The sequence below is a fragment of the Ruegeria sp. AF5 genome, assembly GCF_056541905.1.
On record NZ_JBQFYZ010000025.1, the window covers coordinates 16,505 to 33,231 of the forward strand.

Genomic DNA, 16,727 nt, shown 5'->3' on the forward strand with positions numbered 1-16,727 from the left:
TCCAGCCTGTTTGCGGCAATTATGAAAGTTGTTCCACCGCCCAACGCGCTGCGTCGGCCACGGTTTCATCCGGGTCATCTGTCAATCTCTGGGCCGCAGCCTTCAAACTCGGGCGCCCCGAGTTTCCAATGGCATAAAGCACGTTGCGCACAAACCGGTCGCGCCCAATCCGTTTGATGGGTGAGCCAGAGAACTTCGCTCGGAACGAAGTATCATCAAGCGCCACCAGCTCTTCCAGCGCAGGCGCTGCCAGATCTTCACGCGCGGCATAGCGTATGTCACTTGCGGCAACCGCAAACTTGTTCCACGGGCAAGCTGCGAGGCAATCATCACAGCCGTAGATTCGATTGCCCAGCTTTCCGCGAAGTTCAGGCTTCACAGGGCCTTTATGCTCGATGGTCAGATAGGAAATGCACCGCCGTGCATCCAATTGATACGGGCCCGGAAAGGCGTCTGTGGGACAGCTGTCCAAACAGGCCCGACAAGACCCGCAGCGATCAATCTCAGCAGGATCCGCGGGTATATCCAGAGTTGAAAAAACAGACCCTATAAAGGCCCAATTACCCCATTCCCTACTGACCAGATTCGTGTGTTTCCCCTGCCAGCCCAACCCGGCGGCCTGCCCCAAGGCTTTCTCCGGCACGGGTGCAGTGTCAACAAACACCTTAACCTCGCCGCCCGCCTCGGCAATCAGCCACCGCGCCAGGCGCTTCAGTCGCTTTTTGACCAGATCATGATAGTCTTTGTTCTGCGCATAGACAGAAATCGCCCCGTGGCCGCGTTGCTTCAAGACGTCTGTCGGGTCATGTTCCGGCGTGTAACTCTCGGCCAGCATGATCACTGATCGCGCCTCGGGCCAAAGGGCCGCAGGATCACCGCGCCAATGCGTTCGTTCGGCCATCCATCCCATCTGCCCATGATACCCGGCACCCAGGTACGCGGCCAGACGCTCGGGAACTTCTGGAACATCCCAGGGGCGGCAGACACGGCACGCAACAAACCCTTCGTCAAGGGCCTGCTGTACCAGCTTTTCCTTCAAATCAGATCCGCTCTTCATCTGGCTAAAAATATCCTCGGGGGGAATCGCGCAGATGCGCGATGGGGGGCAGACAGCCCCCCGGGCGCACCCTATCAGAAATCCAGATCCGCGTAATGGGGCGGCGGCCGGAAACCCGGCACCTGATCCGCCAGAATAGAGCGAAACGCAGGGCGTGATTTGATTTTCGCATACCAGTCCTTGACCACCTGACTGCGGTTCCAATCCACGTCCGAGATATAGTCCAGCGAAGACAGATGCGCCGCTGCCGCGAAGTCAGCCAGTGTCATCTGGTCACCGGCCAACCACCGGCGGTGATCCAACAGCCAAGCCATATAATCCAGATGGTACTTGATCGCTTTTGCACCCTGTTTGACGTTCTTGCTGTCCGGATAGCCCTGACCCGTCACTTTTTTGTTTACCCGTTCGTACAGCAGCTTCGACGTCACCTCATGATGGAATTTGTCGTCAAACCAACCAACAAGGCGCCGCACTTCGTATCGGGCTTCGGGGCTTTTTGGCATCAATGGCGGTTCGGGGCGGGTTTCTTCGATATATTCACAGATCGCTGCGCTTTCCGACATCATTTGTCCGTCCAGACGCAGTACTGGTACTTTACCCGCGGGGTTTCGGCGCAAAAAGTCGGGGTCTTGCTCCCAGTATCGCTCTTCGACAAGCTCAACCTCGATCTTCTTTTCCGCCAGAGACAGCCGAACCTTGCGGCAATATGGAGAGAGGGGAACATGAAACAGACGCGCCATGGGCTTCCAATCGAACCAGTGAGTACCCGACAGATTTAGCCTTGGCAGGCGACGGGTTTCAATCCTCGAAACAATCTGCGCGACCATCTGCGCGGATGGTGGCCGCCCCATCCAGAATAGATGCCGCCCGCCTGCGCGTTTGCGCCGTCGGGTCAGTGACCGATCTGTTGCGCGGTGACGGCAGAATGGCGGCAATCCGCGCCGCCTGAACTGGGGTCAGTTTTGAGGCGCTGGTGTTGAAATACCGTTGCGCGGCAGCCTCGACCCCAAAAACACCATTCCCGGTTTCGGCAACGTTCAGATAGACCTCGAGAATTCGCTGCTTGCTCCAGAAAATCTCGACCACAGGTGTGATCGAAGTTTCCAACGCCTTGCGTATCCAACTGCGCCCTTGCCAAAGAAATACGTTCTTCACAACTTGCTGTGTAATCGTCGAGGCGCCGCGATTCCCGCCATCCTCAAGCGCATCGCGAATGGCCTCTACGTCAAATCCCCAGTGCAGGCAGAAATTTGCATCCTCTGCTGCCACGACCGAACGCGCCATGATCGGAGCCATGTCCTCGATCGGCACCCATTCGCGCTCAACCTTTCCCAAACGGCGCCATTCCGACCAGATCGTATGGGTTACGGGTGGGTTCACAACCGAATACAACAGGATTATCGCAAGCAAAGCTCCGGCAATTGCCGCAACCGCACGAGTCAGCCAACGGCGAATCTGACGCACCGTAGGTGTTTTTCTGCTGGATGCCTTGTTTTTCTTACCGCTTGATTTGCGGGCTGCTTTCTTCGCCATGCCTCAGCTATACGACGCGCGGTCCGGGTTTGAAACGGCCTAAATCGCGAAAGCGCGCGCTTCGCGCGGGTGAACAACCGGTCGTGCGGTTTCTACCGACATCGGATCATGACCTGCCAACTCAGGGAACAAGTGCAGGACCTCGCTCTGCGTTTCGCGGTCCGAGGCCGACAACGCGTGCCCCGGATAATAGCTTTCGCTTTTGGCGCCATTGGCGATGACGATCTCGTGCTGCTTGAACAAAAGGTGGAAATACTCCACCTCGCCGCCTTCCACCCGGGTCACCGTTTTTCCATTGACCAGAGCATGTGCCGGAATCAGCGCTTCAGCGTGCCCAGACAGGTACGAGGCCCGCCAGTCTTCAACCAGCATCCGATGCTGAGGCGAAACAAGCAGCGGACGATCCAGGTCAAACACTCCGGCCTCAAACCGGATCGGGGCCAGCTTTCCTTCGGCGGCCACCACTGTACGCCCAACCCAGATCAAAGGCTGGGGGCCATGATCCACGGTCGTGACCAGATCGCCGACTTTAAGATCTTCCACCGCACGTTCGCCTTCCGGGGTCGCTATCATGGTGCCCGGCGTGAAACAGGGCGGACCCAGATTGCCGACATTCAGCGGCCCCTGTGTGTTGACGAAGGTGGCTGAAACAAATGTTCCCGGCTGCAGGACCTGGCCGTCTGTCGGTGTGAAAACCCGAGATCCGTCAGCCAGATAAAACGTGGTGCCGGTATAGGTTACGTTCCCGACGCCCGCCACGTTGATGGTAACAGTGTCCCCTGGCCAGGAATTCGTGACGTCCTGACCGTTGACGGTATCGCCACTTGGCGCATCGATTTCGTTGTCATCATCTGCATCGATCAAAGTGAAGCTGCTAACAGTGACTGCCGTTCCCGCAGGTGGCGGGTTTGCTGGATCGAAAGTATAAAACTGATCCTGATACGGTGTTGGCATCCGGTTGCCCCTGTTTGCTTATCATCTGGCGCCTAGATCGGCCCATGATTGTCGCCTGAGTGTGAAGAAAGATTGGCGATTTTCGGATAATCGGGCAAGACCTGCACTGAAACGTCGTTAACATACGAACCCCGCGTGGTGCAAATGACACGCGGGGCTTTTAGAGACAATAGGTTTCGGCTTATTCCGCCGGAACTGCTTTGGCTTCAACACTCAGCGGGTGGCTGAGCTTGTTCAGCATCTCCTTCGGGCAAACCTGCAGGAAGTTGCCTATTTCCACTTCCCAGTGCTGAAGAATGTCAGTGGCCTTGCGGCTTTGCGATTCAGCTGCGTGGCGCATGATGAGTGATTTCAACTGCTCTTCCCAGTGATCCACAGTGACCGGGCAAGTGACCAGCGTTTCCCTGTTCATCAGCGCCTCAGCCTTGCCTTCGGGATCATACAGATAGGCCATGCCGCCTGTCATGCCCGCGCCAAAGTTGGCTCCGATTGTTCCAAGGATAACGGCGACACCGCCGGTCATGTATTCACACCCGTTGGAACCGCATCCCTCGACAACAACCTTGGCACCAGAGTTCCGGACCGCGAAGCGTTCACCGGCGCGACCGGCCGCGAACAGATACCCGTCGGTGGCGCCATAGAGCACAGTATTGCCAATGATCGTGTTGTCATCTGCTTTCAGCGGGCTGACCTGCGGTGGACGCACGACGATCATACCGCCGGACAGGCCCTTACCGACATAGTCATTGGCATCGCCCGACACTTCCAGCTTCAGACCGGGGGCCGCAAAAGCTCCCAGCGATTGCCCGGCCGAGCCCTGCAGTTTCACATGCAGATGGTCGTCCTGAAAGGTGTTCCGCATCCCGAAATTCTGCACAATATGGCTGGACACTCGGGTTCCAACGGTCCGGTGTGTGTTCTGCACTGCATAAGACAGCTGCATCTTTTCACCATCCTTCAGGAACCGGGCCGCATCACGAACAATTTCGGCGTCCAGCGTATCCGGCACCGCGTTGCGCTCTTTGTCGCGGTTGTAGATGATGTTATGTGCCCCATCGACAGTGATCAGCAGCGGGTTCAGATCGAGATCATCCAGATGAGCGGACCCACGGCTGACCTGAGCCAGCAGATCGGCCCGACCGATGATTTCATCAATCGAACGCGCGCCGAGGCTGGCCAGCAGCTCGCGCACTTCCTGCGCGTAGAAGGTGATCAGATTGACGACCTTATCCGCATTGCCGGTGAATTTGGCGCGCAGGGATTCATCCTGCGTACACACGCCCACCGGACAGGTGTTCGACTGACACTGACGCACCATGATACAGCCCATGGCGATCAGCGCAGCGGTACCGATGCCGAATTCCTCGGCCCCCATCATCGCGGCCATGACAATGTCGCGCCCCGTGCGCAGGCCACCGTCGGTCCGCAGGGTGACGCGGTCGCGCAGGTTGTTCATCGCCAGAACCTGATGCGCCTCGGTCAGGCCCATCTCCCACGGCAGACCAGCGTATTTGATCGAGGTCGCAGGCGACGCGCCTGTACCGCCATTGTGACCCGAAATAAGGATAATATCCGCTTTCGCTTTGGCTACACCGGCAGCAATCGTGCCAACGCCCGAGGACGCTACCAGCTTGACCGTCACCTTGCAGCGCGGGTTGATCTGCTTCAGATCGTAGATCAGCTGCGCCAGATCCTCGATCGAATAGATATCGTGGTGCGGCGGCGGCGAGATCAGCGTCACGCCCTTGGTCGAATGGCGCAGGCGCGCGATCAGGTCGGTGACCTTCATACCTGGCAACTGACCACCTTCGCCGGGTTTTGCACCCTGAGCGACCTTGATCTCAAGCTCCTCACACTGGTTGAGGTATTCCGCAGTCACACCAAACCGACCTGAAGCCACCTGTTTGATCTTGGCCGAAGGGTTGTCGCCATTGGGTTCAGGCACGAAATGTGCCGGATCTTCGCCACCTTCGCCACTGTCGGATTTCGCACCGATCCGGTTCATCGCCACGTTCAGTGTTTTATGCGCTTCTGGCGACAATGCACCCAGCGACATACCTGGCGTGACAAAGCGTTTGCGGATCGAGGTGATCGATTCCACCTCTTCGATCGGCACCGGCTTGCCCAGCGGTTTGAAATCCATCAGATCGCGCAGATGAATTGGCGGGTTCGACTGCATCTTGGCTGAATACTGTTTCCACAGCTCATACGAAGCCTTGTTGCAGGCCATCTGCATCATGTGCATCGAGGTCGCTTCCCACGCGTGGGTCTCACCTGACTTACGCGCCTTGTAGAAACCACCGATGGGCAGCACATCCAGACCGCTGTTCCAACCCTTGGCATGGATTTCTTCGGCCTTGGCCTGAATACCTTTGATACCTATGCCCGAGATACGGCTGGTCATTCCAGGGAAATACTCGGCCACCATGGCACGGCTGAGGCCAACGGCCTCAAAGTTCAGACCACCGCGATAAGACGAAATGACCGAGATGCCCATCTTGGCCATGATCTTCAGCAAGCCCTGATCGATCGCCTCGCGATAGCGCGCGACGTTTTCGGTCAGGCTTCCGTCCAGCAAACCGCGATCGATACGGTCAGCCAAAGAATCCTCGGCCAGATAGGCGTTCACCACAGTCGCGCCACAGCCGATCAGAACGGCAAAGTAATGCGGGTCTACACATTCAGCCGAACGGACGTTCAACGAACAGAAGGTCCGCAAACCCTGACGCGTCAAATGGGAATGCACAGCGCTGGTCGCGAGGATCATTGGCATCGCAATCCGATCCTCGCCCGACCGCATATCAGACAAGACGATATGCCCGGCACCAGATCGCACAGCTTCTTCGGATTCGGCTCTGATACGGGCCAAAGCCGCGCTCAATGCGCCTTGACCAGCCTCGAAGCTACAGTCGATTTCCGCCAGCGGCGCATCAAAGTTCTCAACCAGCTTGTCCCATTGCGCGTTGCCGACAAAGGGGCTTTCCAGAACCACGATCTCGGTCTGGCTGCTGTCTTCGTCCAGCACGTTCTTGAGGTTGGCAAACCGGGTTTTCAGCGACATCACGCGGTATTCACGCAGGCTGTCGATCGGCGGGTTGGTCACCTGGCTGAAGTTCTGACGGAAAAAATGGCTGAGTGGGCGGTATTGCTTTGACAGAACAGCCGAGGGCGTATCATCCCCCATGGATGCCAGGGCTTCCTTGCCGTCTTCCGCCATCGGAGCAAGGATTTGTTCCAGCTCTTCCACCGAGTATCCCGCAGCAATCTGGCGCTTGCGCAACTCGCCACCCGCAAAGATCGGAACTTCGCTCACACCCGCAAGCGTTTCGTCCAGATCGTTTATCTTGCCAACCCATTCGCCAAATGGCAGCGCGCGGGCCAGCTTGTTCTTGATCTGGGTATCGCGGTACAGCTTGCCCTTTTTCATGTCGACCGCCAGCATCTGACCCGGCCCCAACGCGCCTTTTTCGGTCACGGTAGCTTCGTTGATCGGCACCATTCCGGCCTCGGATCCTGCGATGACAAGGCCATCGCCAGTCACAACGTACCGCATGGGGCGCAGCCCGTTCCGGTCCAGACCGGCGCAGACCCAGCGTCCATCGGTCATCGCCAGCGCGGCCGGGCCATCCCATGGCTCCATCACCGAGTTGCAGTAGGAATACATGTCGCGCCACGCTTGCGGCAGCTCGACCGCCTGCTTGGACCAGCTTTCCGGAACCAGCATGGTTTTTGCCATCGGGGCCGACCGCCCCGCGCGCACCAGAACCTCGAAAACCGAGTCTAATGCGGCAGAATCTGACGAACCACCTGCGATGATTGGCTTGATATCTTCAGCATAGTCACCAAAGGTTCCGCTGGCCATCCGGATCTCATGGCTTTTCATCCAGTTGACGTTGCCCTTGAGGGTGTTGATCTCGCCGTTGTGGGCCAGCATGCGGAATGGCTGCGCCAGCCACCATTGCGGAAACGTGTTGGTCGAATAACGCTGGTGGTAAATCGCGAATGCCGATTCAAAGCGTTCGTCCATGAGATCGGGATAGAATACAGCGACCTGTTCGGCCAGCATCATACCCTTGTAGATGATCGACCGGCAGGACAGCGACGCAAGATAAAGACCAGAGATACCCGACACCAAAGCCGCTTTTTCGATGCGGCGACGGATGACATAGAGCTCGCGCTCGAAAGTTTCTTCGTCCACACCCTTGGAGTTCGAGATCAGGATCTGCTCAATCTCGGGGCGGGTTGCGTTGGCCTTTTCCCCAAGGCAAGTCACATCGACCGGCACGTGTCGCCAGCCATAGATGTAGTAACCCATACGCAGAACTTCGCTTTCGACGATGGTCCGGCACCGCTCCTGCGCGCCGAAATCGGTGCGGGGCAGGAAAACCTGACCAACAGCAATCAGCTCATTCAGCTTGGGTTCGTGACCCGTGCGGCGGACCTGATCATAGAAGAAGGGAACCGGAATCTGCACATGGATGCCCGCGCCATCGCCGGTCTTGCCATCCGCGTCAACGGCCCCGCGATGCCAGATCGCTTTCAGGGCATCGATCCCGGCATCCACCACCTTGCGCGACCGTTTGCCATCCACGGACACAACAAGGCCCACACCGCACGAAGAATGCTCTTCTGCCTCGGAATAGAGACCATTTTCGGCCATCCACTTGCGTTTTGCTTCTTCTGCCCGCACCCAATCGGCATCATATTTGGTCATTGGCTGTCTCCTTCGTCAGAGGGGGAATACATGGCTTCGACCTCGGCTTTGGTCATTTGCCGACGTTCACCTGCGAACGCGTATCCCTCGGGCTTTTTGTCGATATAAAGTTCAAGTTTCAGCGGGTTACCTGTTGCATTTTCAAACAGGCCAGCCGCCATTTGTGTCTGTCCGTGCATCTCACCCGGCAGCGTGATCCGATACCAGAGCGAGGATCCGCATTCGCCGCAAAAAGCACGTTCTGCCCAGTCGGACGAGGTAAATGTCTTGACCGGGCCCAGCGCTGCATAGCCTTCTTTCGCCTGAAAGGTCACCAGCATCGAACTGGTCCACCGACGGCATTGATCACAGTGACACGCCCCCAGAGCATCCCGCACAGGGGTGGCGGTGACTGTGACCGCGCCACACATGCATTGGCCTTGAAGTTCCGACATTTCGAACCCTCCTGAAAACTGGGGTTATTCCGCCGCCACGGCAGTTTTGGCGTTGAACCGGTCGATGATCGCGTCAGCGCAGTCGCGCCCGTCGCGGATCGCCCATACGACCAGTGAGGCACCGCGCACGATGTCCCCGATCGCGTACACACCATCCATTTCGGTTTCCCCGGTCTGGAATGCTGCCCTGACCGTTCCCCATCGGGTGACAGGCAAGTCGGGCTGCCCGAACAAGGTGGGCAGGTCTTCAGGCTCAAAACCCAATGCCTTGATCACCAGATCGGCGCCCTCAACATAATCCGCGCCTTCGATCACTTCGGGGGCCTGGCGACCAGATGCATCGGGTTGCCCCAGACGCATCTTCTGCACCATCACGCCAGAAACCTTGTCGTCGCCCGTGAACCCCTTGGGTGCACTGAGCCATTCGAATACCACGCCTTCTTCCTCGGCGTTCTGTGTCTCGCGCTGCGAACCCGGCATGTTTGCCCGGTCACGACGGTACAGGCATTTGACCGATGTCGCGCCCTGACGGATCGACGTACGCACACAATCCATCGCGGTGTCACCACCACCGATCACGACAACCTTCTTGCCCTCGGCATTCAGCCGTCCGTTGTCGAAATCCTCAACAGTGTCACCAAAGCTTTTACGGTTTGATGCCGTCAGGAAATCGATTGCCTTCTCGATCCCGGCAAGACCACTGCCCGGCATGGACAGATCCCTCGACTTGTAAACGCCCGTTGCGATGATGATCGCGTCATGCTTGGCGTGAATTTCAGCGAATTTTGCGGCGTCCACGTCGCAGTTCAAAACGAACTCGACACCGCCGTCAGCCAACAGGTCGTTGCGCCGCTGGACGACTTCTTTTTCAAGCTTGAAGCCCGGAATGCCATACATCAGCAACCCACCCGCACGGTCGTAGCGGTCATAGACCGTGACCTGAATACCGGCCCGACGCAGCATGTCCGCCGCGGCAAGACCACCCGGCCCGCCACCGATAATGCCGACGCTTTCACGGCGCTCTGTCGCAGGGACCACTGGTTTGACCCAGCCTTTGTCCCACGCCGTGTCGGTAATGTACTTTTCGATCGTGCCGATGGTGACCGTTCCGTGGCCGGATTGTTCGATCACGCAATTTCCTTCGCACAAACGGTCCTGCGGGCAGATGCGGCCACAAATCTCGGGGAAGGTGTTTGTCGCCTGGCTGGTTTCGTAAGCCTCTTCCAGCCGTCCCGTTGCAGTCAGCCGCAACCAGTCGGGAATGTTGTTATGCAGCGGGCAGTGCGATTGACAGTAGGGCACACCGCATTGACTGCAACGGCTGGCCTGTTCGGCTGCTTTCTCGGCGGCGAACTCGGCATAAATTTCGTTAAAGTCTTCTCTGCGGTCATTGGCGGCACGCTTTTCCGGCATGACGCGGTCGATCTGCACAAATTTCAGCATCGGTTGCTTGGCCACGGGTCAGACTCCATGAATTGGCTTTGTTGGATTTCTTTATGCGATGCGCAAACAGATGAAAAGTCATATATGCTGACCTATTGTGGGAATTTTTCACCCCCCCACTCGAAATCTGTAATTCTTAAAGGAATTTTAGGTACGATTCGGACCTATATGAAGACTTTCCTTTTCCCCACCACCCTTATAGCCATACACCACATAAAAAACGTGGCGGCAGCACGGCAGGGCAGATGAGTCTTTTCCACCTGATTCTCGTGGCAATCATTCAGGGAATAACTGAGTTTTTGCCCATTTCGTCTTCGGGTCACCTGATCCTGCTGCCGAACTTGTCGGGCCTTCAGGATCAGGGTCAGGCCATAGACATCGCGGTGCACGTGGGAACCCTTGGAGCGGTCGTTCTGTATTTCTGGGCGGATGTGAAGCAGGCTCTTGCCGGGGTGCCGCGCGCCCTGACCGGCCGGACAGATACGCCGCAGGCCCGTTTGGCTCTTGGTTTGATCATTGCGACACTTCCAACCGTGATTGCAGGTCTAATTTTTCATCTGACCGGGTTAAGCGAGGCCATGCGTTCGATCGCTGTAATCGGGTGGACGATGCTGGGCTTTGGCCTGCTGCTTTATTGGATTGACCAGAAAGGCCCCCAAAAGAAAGAGGCGTCTGATTGGGGTATTCGCGATGCTTTCGTCATGGGGCTGTGGCAGGTTCTTGCGCTGATCCCCGGAACATCGCGGTCCGGGATCACCATTACAGGGGCACGTCAACTGGGCTATACCAGAGAAGACGGCGCGCGGATTGCCATGCTGATGTCAATCCCAACCATTCTGGCCTCTGGCACACTGCTGACACTGGATGTGATACGCGACGCTGATGCGCAACTGGCCCGGGATGGGGCCATTGCCGCGGCATTTGCTTTTGTCTCGGCACTATTGGCGCTTAGCCTTATGATGCGATTGCTGCGCAGTGTCAGCTTTACGCCCTATGTGATCTACCGCGTCATTCTGGGCGCGGCATTGTTGTTCATGGCCTACAGCTGATCAGATACGCAGGTTTTTCGCCGAGTTCTGACTGTCATCATACTGCCCCGATGGGCGGAACTTCCACAGATATTCCGGCAGCACCGATTCCAGAGTGGTCGGCGCAATGCCAAGGTCCGCAAAGGACTTGGCGTCGTCAGATACCACGTTGTCATGACGCAGATTCCTGACCTGATCGCGGGTCAGAATGTTGTTCGGGAACAGCTGGAAGCTGACGAATTTCGCAATATCCAGCACGCCCGCCATAATCCGGGCAGCAAAGAACGGCAGACCGACAATGATGCGCCGTCGGTGGATCACTTCAAGCATCTGCTGCATCAGGGCGCGGAAGGTTTTCACCTCCGGCCCGCCAAGCTCGTACACGCCCGGCTCAGCCTGCCCCAGAATGCCTTTGACCGCTGCCTGGGCCACGTCATCCACGTAAACGGGCTGGAATTTGGTCTCGGCACCAACCACCGGCAGGAACGGACCCATGCGGGTCATCCCGGCGAAACGGTTGAAGAACTGATCCTCTGTTCCGAAGATAACCGACGGGCGCAGGATCATGGCATTGGGCATATGCTTCAAAACGCCTGCTTCGCCTTGCGCTTTGGTTTGAGAGTACTCGCTGGCTGAACCTGCATCTGCACCAATCGCCGAGATATGAACCATCCGTTCGATACCCTGCTCGGCTGCAAGCCGCGCGATACGTTCGGCTCCTTCGGCCTGAACGGCATCAAACGCGTTCTTGCCCAGTTCATTCAGCACACCCACACAGTTCACCACGACATCGGCGCTCTGCATCGCCAGCGCGACCGAGGCGTCATCGCGGATATTGCACAGCACAGGCTCAACCTGTCCGACGGCGCCGTAGGGTTTCACGAACATGGCTTCGTTCGGGCGTCGTACAGCCACCCGCACACGCCACCCCTCACTCGCCATGCGCCGCGCGATGTAGCGGCCGACAAATCCCGATCCGCCATAAATCGTCACCAGTTTCGACATGAGAGGGCTCCTGCTGAGAAATTGCGCCCTAGAACTAACGCCCGCAGGCCAGCCAAACAAGGCACTAATTCGCCGCGCCGGTCATGAAATATTCAGGCCAAAATCTCAGTTCGAAAACCGAATTCAAAAAACTTTCAAAATTCATTCAGAATCCGGTTGACGCCCCCCGCCAGTCAGCTTAAACGCCGCTCCACGACACCTGCCCAGGTGGCGGAATTGGTAGACGCGCTAGCTTCAGGTGCTAGTGTCCGTATGGACGTGGAGGTTCGAGTCCTCTCCTGGGCACCATCTTTTCCTCAAAAATATATAAATCACAAGAGCTTAGCGGAAAGTTCAAACCTGTAAAGGTGACACAAGAGGTGACGCAATGCCTCTAATCATCTTTGCAGCAGAAGCGATTCTGATCATGGCTAGATACATTGAACAAAAGAGCTCCAATGGTGTTTGGTAATTTCGTAGGCGTGTTCCCCAAGACGTTCGAAAGCACTACCCCAAGCTAAGCAATCGAAACGAACTCGATTTTCTCTCCAAACGAAAGACCCCAAGGAAGCGACTGTTCTGGCTCACAGAAAAGTCACCGAACAAGATAGGTTCTGGAAAAGTGTCAGAAGGGCCGAAAGAGTATTTCAGGTTGATGGGAAAAGACCCCGAAAGCAGGCAGGAAATGGTCGCGCTCGAATAGTCTGTCTGACGTCAGACAGAGGTTGAAAATGCCCAGTCCGAGAACAAAAGGAGGCACCATCATGGCGATGGCGGCGGGATTATCGATAAGGGCGGATATTTCTTTGGTGGCAAATAGCGGCAACTTTCTTCTCCGTTGTTTTGCGACGGAAAAGTGTGCTCCTCAGCAACAGGTACTTTTGATCACTGTCGGTGGAATGAATGCATACCCGGCAACATTGCAGATCGTTCAGACCTGAGTGGGTAACGCAGAGGTTCGAAATCTGGCAGGCGGTTGCCCGATCTCTTTCTTGAATGCGCGACTGAACGCTGCTTCCGAGGAATACCCACTCAGATCCGCGGCCTCGGCAACACTGACACCTTTCTCTACCAACGCGCTGCGGGCAATCTGCATACGCCATGCAGTCACATATTGCATCGGTGTGATCCCAAGCTTCTCGGAAAACCGCATTGCGAAACTTGTCCGAGACAATGCCGCCCTGTTGGCCAAAGAATCGACACTCCACTGCGCTGTCGGGTCATTATGGAACGCCGTCAATGCGCGGGTAAGATGAACATCGGCGAAACCTGCGAGTTTCCCCCCTGTTCTGGCGGTATCTTCGATATGGCACCGGATAGCCTGCGCAAAAATCGCCTCTGACATCTTCAGCGCAATCAAATCACCTCCAAAACGGCCGAACCCTGCCTCGGACCCTATCACGCGCAACGTCGCTTCCAGCCAATCGCTGGCCTCGGCGCCATAATCCCGGATGACAATGCTTGGCGGCAATCGGTCAAGCAACAGATGCCTTGATCCTTCGGCTAGTGAAAAATGACCACAAATCAGCTGGTTTTCCATGTTGGGGTCGTTGCCGCCATACACCAGAACACCCTTACCATCATAGCCGGACCTTTCCAGCACGTCATCCAGCGGCAAGGCGTCTTCCGGGCCCGAAACACGACAATTCAACGTATGCGCCGCCCCGTGTGGAACCAGGACAAGATCGCCTTTGGTAAGGCGTAGCGCCCGATCTTCTCCTGCGACGCGCACTACGCACTCACCGCGATGTACATAGTGGAACCGGGCCACGTTCTGAAACGCCGGCACCTGGATCCCCCAGGGCTGTTCGCTAAGGCTGGTGCGGAAATACAGTGTCCCCTTGAGCGACAGGCGGGTCAGAATATCACTTAGCAGATCAAGCATGGTTGCTGATATTACCAAGAGTTCGATATCTGTCTACATGTTCGAACGATAGGGCATGTCTTCTGGACGGCAGGTAATTCAAAGACAAGGCAAACTGTACGCATATCAGGGCTTCAATCAACTTTGGAGATTCCAGATGAAAACCGCTTTCCTTTCTGCTGCTCTTGTCGTCGTCGGCTATGCTGCTGTTGCAGATGAGAACAAGATGAACGATCTTGAAATCGCGCATACAGCGTATACTGCCGGTGAAATCGACATCCGCTATGCGCATCTTGCTCTTGCTGTGTCCGACAATAACGACGTTCGGGATTTTGCGAACACAATGATCCGTGATCATGCGGCCGTGAACCAAGCTGCAGGGGCGTTGATCCAACAACTGAATGTAACGCCCCAGGACAACGCCCTCAGCCAGGCCCTGGTTAAAGGTTCGGTCGAGAAACGCGATGAGCTGAGCGGGCTGCGCGGTAAAGCCTTTGATTGCGCCTACGCTCAGAATGAGCTCGCTTATCATCAGATCGTGAACAAAACGGTTGAGGACGAGTTCATCCCCAACACCACCGTTGAGCCGCTCACCAACCTGCTGCAGGATGCTCTTGCCACATTCAAACAGCATGAAGGCCACGCCGAACAGATGGTGTCTGGGCTGGATTGCGGCTGATGGCTGTACTGTCACGCAGAAAGTTTGGTGCCGTACTGGGTGCGGCACCGCTTACTCTTCTGGCTGGCGCATTGGGTGCGTCCGCCGGGGCAACCAGCCATCAGATTTCTATTCGCAAATTCAAGTTCGCGCCTGAGAAACTCGAAGTTTCGGTCGGTGATGAGGTGATCTGGACCAATCTGGACATCGCGCCTCACACCGCAACGGAACAAGAGATGCAAGATTGGGACACCGGGCCGCTAGAGCGGAACGAAAAGGCAGCCGTGGTATTCGACAAACCCGGGGTTTATGCCTATTTCTGCGTGTTTCACCCGCATATGAAGGGGGCTATCGTAGTGAAAGATTAATCAGCGGCTACACGCGGGGAGCTGAGCGTCGCCGTGCTTTGATTTCTTCATCAGAGTCACCTCATTCATCCGTAAAAACCTACTTCTAAACGCCCCAAATTTTCGGTGAGATTACCACCCGGCGCGTCTGTTCAACCCGCGGCCGAAGAATACGAAAATCACACCTGCAAGAACGAGGGAGTGTCGGAGGCAGAGTATACGTGCGAAGTTGCCGTGATATTCGGCGGCGGACCAATTCCATTCCTAAAATCCTGCTGTTTTGTCACGTTTTCCTTTTGGATTGAAATAACGCGTCGCACCCGAAGAATTCGCACGCCATTGCCGTCGCAGGCTTTGCCTTAATATGCTCCATCCAACGTGTAACATTCGGTGCATTCTCAAGTGAAAGGCAGAGATGGTTGTGGTCATTAATCCAAGGGAACAAGGCAATATCTGCAACACTGTAAGAATTGCCGCAAAGGTACTGCTGGTCATCCAATATGCTGTCCAGATACGCGATAGAACGATTAGCAATTGAGTTATACAACGCAAGCGCCTCTGGGTTGGGGTTTTCTGCAAGACCAGACCAATACTCAACCTGACCAAAGTAGGGCCCTTGAGACGAAGACTGGTAGAACAACCAAGAATTAATCTCGTCCAAACCCGTCGGCGTTTCGACAAGTCCCCATCCGGTTTTTCGAGCGAGATACAAAAGAATGGCGTTGGATTCAGTGAGTACAAATCCACCGTCATCTATGACCGGCGTTCTACCGGCCGGGTTCAACCTCAGGAACTCAGGCCGGTGCTGTTCTCCTTTTCTGATATCGATTGGAACAAACTCGTATTCGAGCTTTGTTTCCAATAGCATCATCAGAACCTTCAGAGCATTTACAGTGTTGTATCCATAGAATTTAATCATCAGAATTCGAGACCTTCTTCCGACAACCCTTCAAGATGAGGCATCAGAAAAAGCAGTTCCTCTGTGTATGAGGTCTGGGGATTGGTAAACAACTCTGCGGTTTCCTGTACTTCAAGAATACGGCCAGATTGCATAACTGCGACGCGGTCACACATCTGGCGCACAACAGGAAGGTCGTGGCTGATAAACAGCATTGTCAGGCCAAGGTGCTGCTGCAGATCTTTCAGGATATTGAGGATCTGTGCTTGAATAGAAACATCCAGCGCAGAAGTAGGTTCGTCGCAGATCAAAAAGCGTGGCTGTGTCGCCAGTGCCCGCGCTATCGAAATCCGCTGGCGTTGTCCCCCTGAAAACTCGTGAGGGAATTTTCCGGCCGCTGCGGCGCCAAGTCCAACTTGATCCAAGAGTTCATGCACACGTTTCGTCAACTCATCGCCTCCCAGAATTTTGTGGTGACGGATGGGTTCAGCAATGAGATCCAACACTTTCATACGCGGATTAAGAGATGAGTAAGGGTCTTGAAAAATCATCTGAATGTCGCGACGAAAATTCGCTTGTGCAGTCTTGTCCAACGGATTGCTCACGACTGTACCGGCGAACTCAACTTCTCCGCCATCTAACGCGTAAAGTCCGCTGATTAACCGCGCGACCGTTGACTTCCCTGAGCCGCTTTCACCGACAACACCAAATTGTCCGTCATCGAATGATTTGGAACACGAGCGTTTGATTGGCTTAGGAGGATCAGGCTCGCCGCAGTTTCAATCTACGCCGCGTTCTGATGATGCAGCAAGC

General features: G+C 55.9%; 15 protein-coding genes, 1 tRNA gene and 1 pseudogene. 6 read left to right on the top strand and 11 right to left on the bottom strand.

Going from position 1 to position 16,727, the window contains the following annotated elements; all coding sequences use genetic code 11:
- Positions 1–19 precede the first annotated feature (19 nt).
- The 7 genes from queG to ACR0DS_RS19415 form a co-directional block, all read right to left on the bottom strand.
- On the bottom strand, positions 20–1,057 hold the full coding sequence (gene queG, locus ACR0DS_RS19385) for a tRNA epoxyqueuosine(34) reductase QueG (protein ID WP_480560692.1): 1,038 nt from the start codon (positions 1,055–1,057) through the stop codon (positions 20–22).
- A 74-nt stretch (positions 1,058–1,131) separates the two neighbouring features.
- On the bottom strand, positions 1,132–1,797 hold the full coding sequence (gene fzlA / locus ACR0DS_RS19390) for an FtsZ-binding protein FzlA (RefSeq protein WP_267363152.1): 666 nt from the start codon (positions 1,795–1,797) through the stop codon (positions 1,132–1,134).
- Between the two features lie 58 nt (positions 1,798–1,855).
- Positions 1,856–2,590 (bottom strand): monofunctional biosynthetic peptidoglycan transglycosylase, encoded by a 735-nt coding sequence (mtgA, locus tag ACR0DS_RS19395; protein ID WP_480560690.1) that lies wholly within the window; start codon positions 2,588–2,590, stop codon positions 1,856–1,858.
- A gap of 39 nt (positions 2,591–2,629) precedes the next feature.
- The gene (locus ACR0DS_RS19400; RefSeq protein ID WP_480560688.1) at positions 2,630–3,544 is read right to left on the bottom strand and encodes a Hint domain-containing protein; all 915 of its coding nucleotides are present in this window, start codon (positions 3,542–3,544) and stop codon (positions 2,630–2,632) included.
- A gap of 181 nt (positions 3,545–3,725) precedes the next feature.
- A complete protein-coding gene (gene gltB, locus ACR0DS_RS19405) occupies positions 3,726–8,258 on the bottom strand; it encodes a glutamate synthase large subunit (protein ID WP_480560686.1) in 4,533 nt (1,510 codons plus the stop codon).
- Positions 8,255–8,692, bottom strand: coding sequence for a GFA family protein (locus ACR0DS_RS19410; RefSeq protein WP_480487077.1), 438 nt, complete (start codon positions 8,690–8,692; stop codon positions 8,255–8,257). The genes gltB and ACR0DS_RS19410 overlap by 4 nt, the downstream gene beginning before the upstream one ends.
- A gap of 24 nt (positions 8,693–8,716) precedes the next feature.
- Positions 8,717–10,150 carry an NAD(P)-dependent oxidoreductase gene (locus ACR0DS_RS19415; RefSeq protein ID WP_480560684.1) on the bottom strand — a complete coding sequence of 478 codons (1,434 nt, stop codon included), beginning with the start codon at positions 10,148–10,150 and terminating at the stop codon, positions 8,717–8,719.
- 230 nt (positions 10,151–10,380) lie between these two features.
- Between ACR0DS_RS19415 and ACR0DS_RS19420 the strand changes: the two genes are divergently transcribed.
- Positions 10,381–11,184 carry an undecaprenyl-diphosphate phosphatase gene (locus tag ACR0DS_RS19420; protein WP_480560682.1) on the top strand — a complete coding sequence of 268 codons (804 nt, stop codon included), beginning with the start codon at positions 10,381–10,383 and terminating at the stop codon, positions 11,182–11,184.
- Here ACR0DS_RS19420 and ACR0DS_RS19425 read toward each other — a convergent pair whose 3' ends face one another.
- Positions 11,185–12,168, bottom strand: coding sequence for a complex I NDUFA9 subunit family protein (locus ACR0DS_RS19425; protein WP_480560680.1), 984 nt, complete (start codon positions 12,166–12,168; stop codon positions 11,185–11,187).
- A gap of 201 nt (positions 12,169–12,369) precedes the next feature.
- On the opposite strand from ACR0DS_RS19425, the gene ACR0DS_RS19430 reads away from it, so the two are divergent.
- The 3 genes and pseudogenes from ACR0DS_RS19430 to ACR0DS_RS19440 all read left to right on the top strand — a co-directional run bounded on the left by ACR0DS_RS19430 (position 12,370) and on the right by ACR0DS_RS19440 (position 13,088).
- Positions 12,370–12,456, top strand: a tRNA-Leu gene (locus ACR0DS_RS19430).
- A 222-nt stretch (positions 12,457–12,678) separates the two neighbouring features.
- Positions 12,679–12,876 (top strand): annotated as a pseudogene (locus tag ACR0DS_RS19435) (DUF6538 domain-containing protein); the annotation flags it as partial.
- A 35-nt stretch (positions 12,877–12,911) separates the two neighbouring features.
- Positions 12,912–13,088 carry a hypothetical protein gene (locus ACR0DS_RS19440; RefSeq protein ID WP_480560678.1) on the top strand — a complete coding sequence of 59 codons (177 nt, stop codon included), beginning with the start codon at positions 12,912–12,914 and terminating at the stop codon, positions 13,086–13,088.
- On the opposite strand, the gene ACR0DS_RS19445 is transcribed toward ACR0DS_RS19440, so the two are convergent.
- The gene (locus ACR0DS_RS19445) at positions 13,079–14,032 is read right to left on the bottom strand and encodes an AraC family transcriptional regulator (RefSeq protein WP_480495906.1); all 954 of its coding nucleotides are present in this window, start codon (positions 14,030–14,032) and stop codon (positions 13,079–13,081) included. The two genes, ACR0DS_RS19440 and ACR0DS_RS19445, sit on opposite strands and share 10 nt — an antisense overlap.
- 136 nt (positions 14,033–14,168) lie before the next feature.
- Between ACR0DS_RS19445 and ACR0DS_RS19450 the strand changes: the two genes are divergently transcribed.
- Both ACR0DS_RS19450 and ACR0DS_RS19455 read left to right on the top strand, forming a co-directional pair.
- Positions 14,169–14,690, top strand: coding sequence for a DUF4142 domain-containing protein (locus ACR0DS_RS19450; protein WP_480556396.1), 522 nt, complete (start codon positions 14,169–14,171; stop codon positions 14,688–14,690).
- The gene (locus tag ACR0DS_RS19455; RefSeq protein ID WP_480484585.1) at positions 14,690–15,037 is read left to right on the top strand and encodes a cupredoxin domain-containing protein; all 348 of its coding nucleotides are present in this window, start codon (positions 14,690–14,692) and stop codon (positions 15,035–15,037) included. Before ACR0DS_RS19450 ends, ACR0DS_RS19455 begins: the two co-directional genes overlap by 1 nt.
- Before the next feature lie 262 nt (positions 15,038–15,299).
- Here the strand turns inward: ACR0DS_RS19455 and ACR0DS_RS19460 are convergent, their stop codons facing one another.
- Positions 15,300–15,935, bottom strand: coding sequence for a glutathione S-transferase family protein (locus tag ACR0DS_RS19460; RefSeq protein ID WP_480487068.1), 636 nt, complete (start codon positions 15,933–15,935; stop codon positions 15,300–15,302).
- Positions 15,935–16,663 carry an ATP-binding cassette domain-containing protein gene (locus ACR0DS_RS19465; RefSeq protein ID WP_480560704.1) on the bottom strand — a complete coding sequence of 243 codons (729 nt, stop codon included), beginning with the start codon at positions 16,661–16,663 and terminating at the stop codon, positions 15,935–15,937. The genes ACR0DS_RS19460 and ACR0DS_RS19465 overlap by 1 nt, the downstream gene beginning before the upstream one ends.
- Between the last annotated feature and the right edge of the window lie 64 nt (positions 16,664–16,727).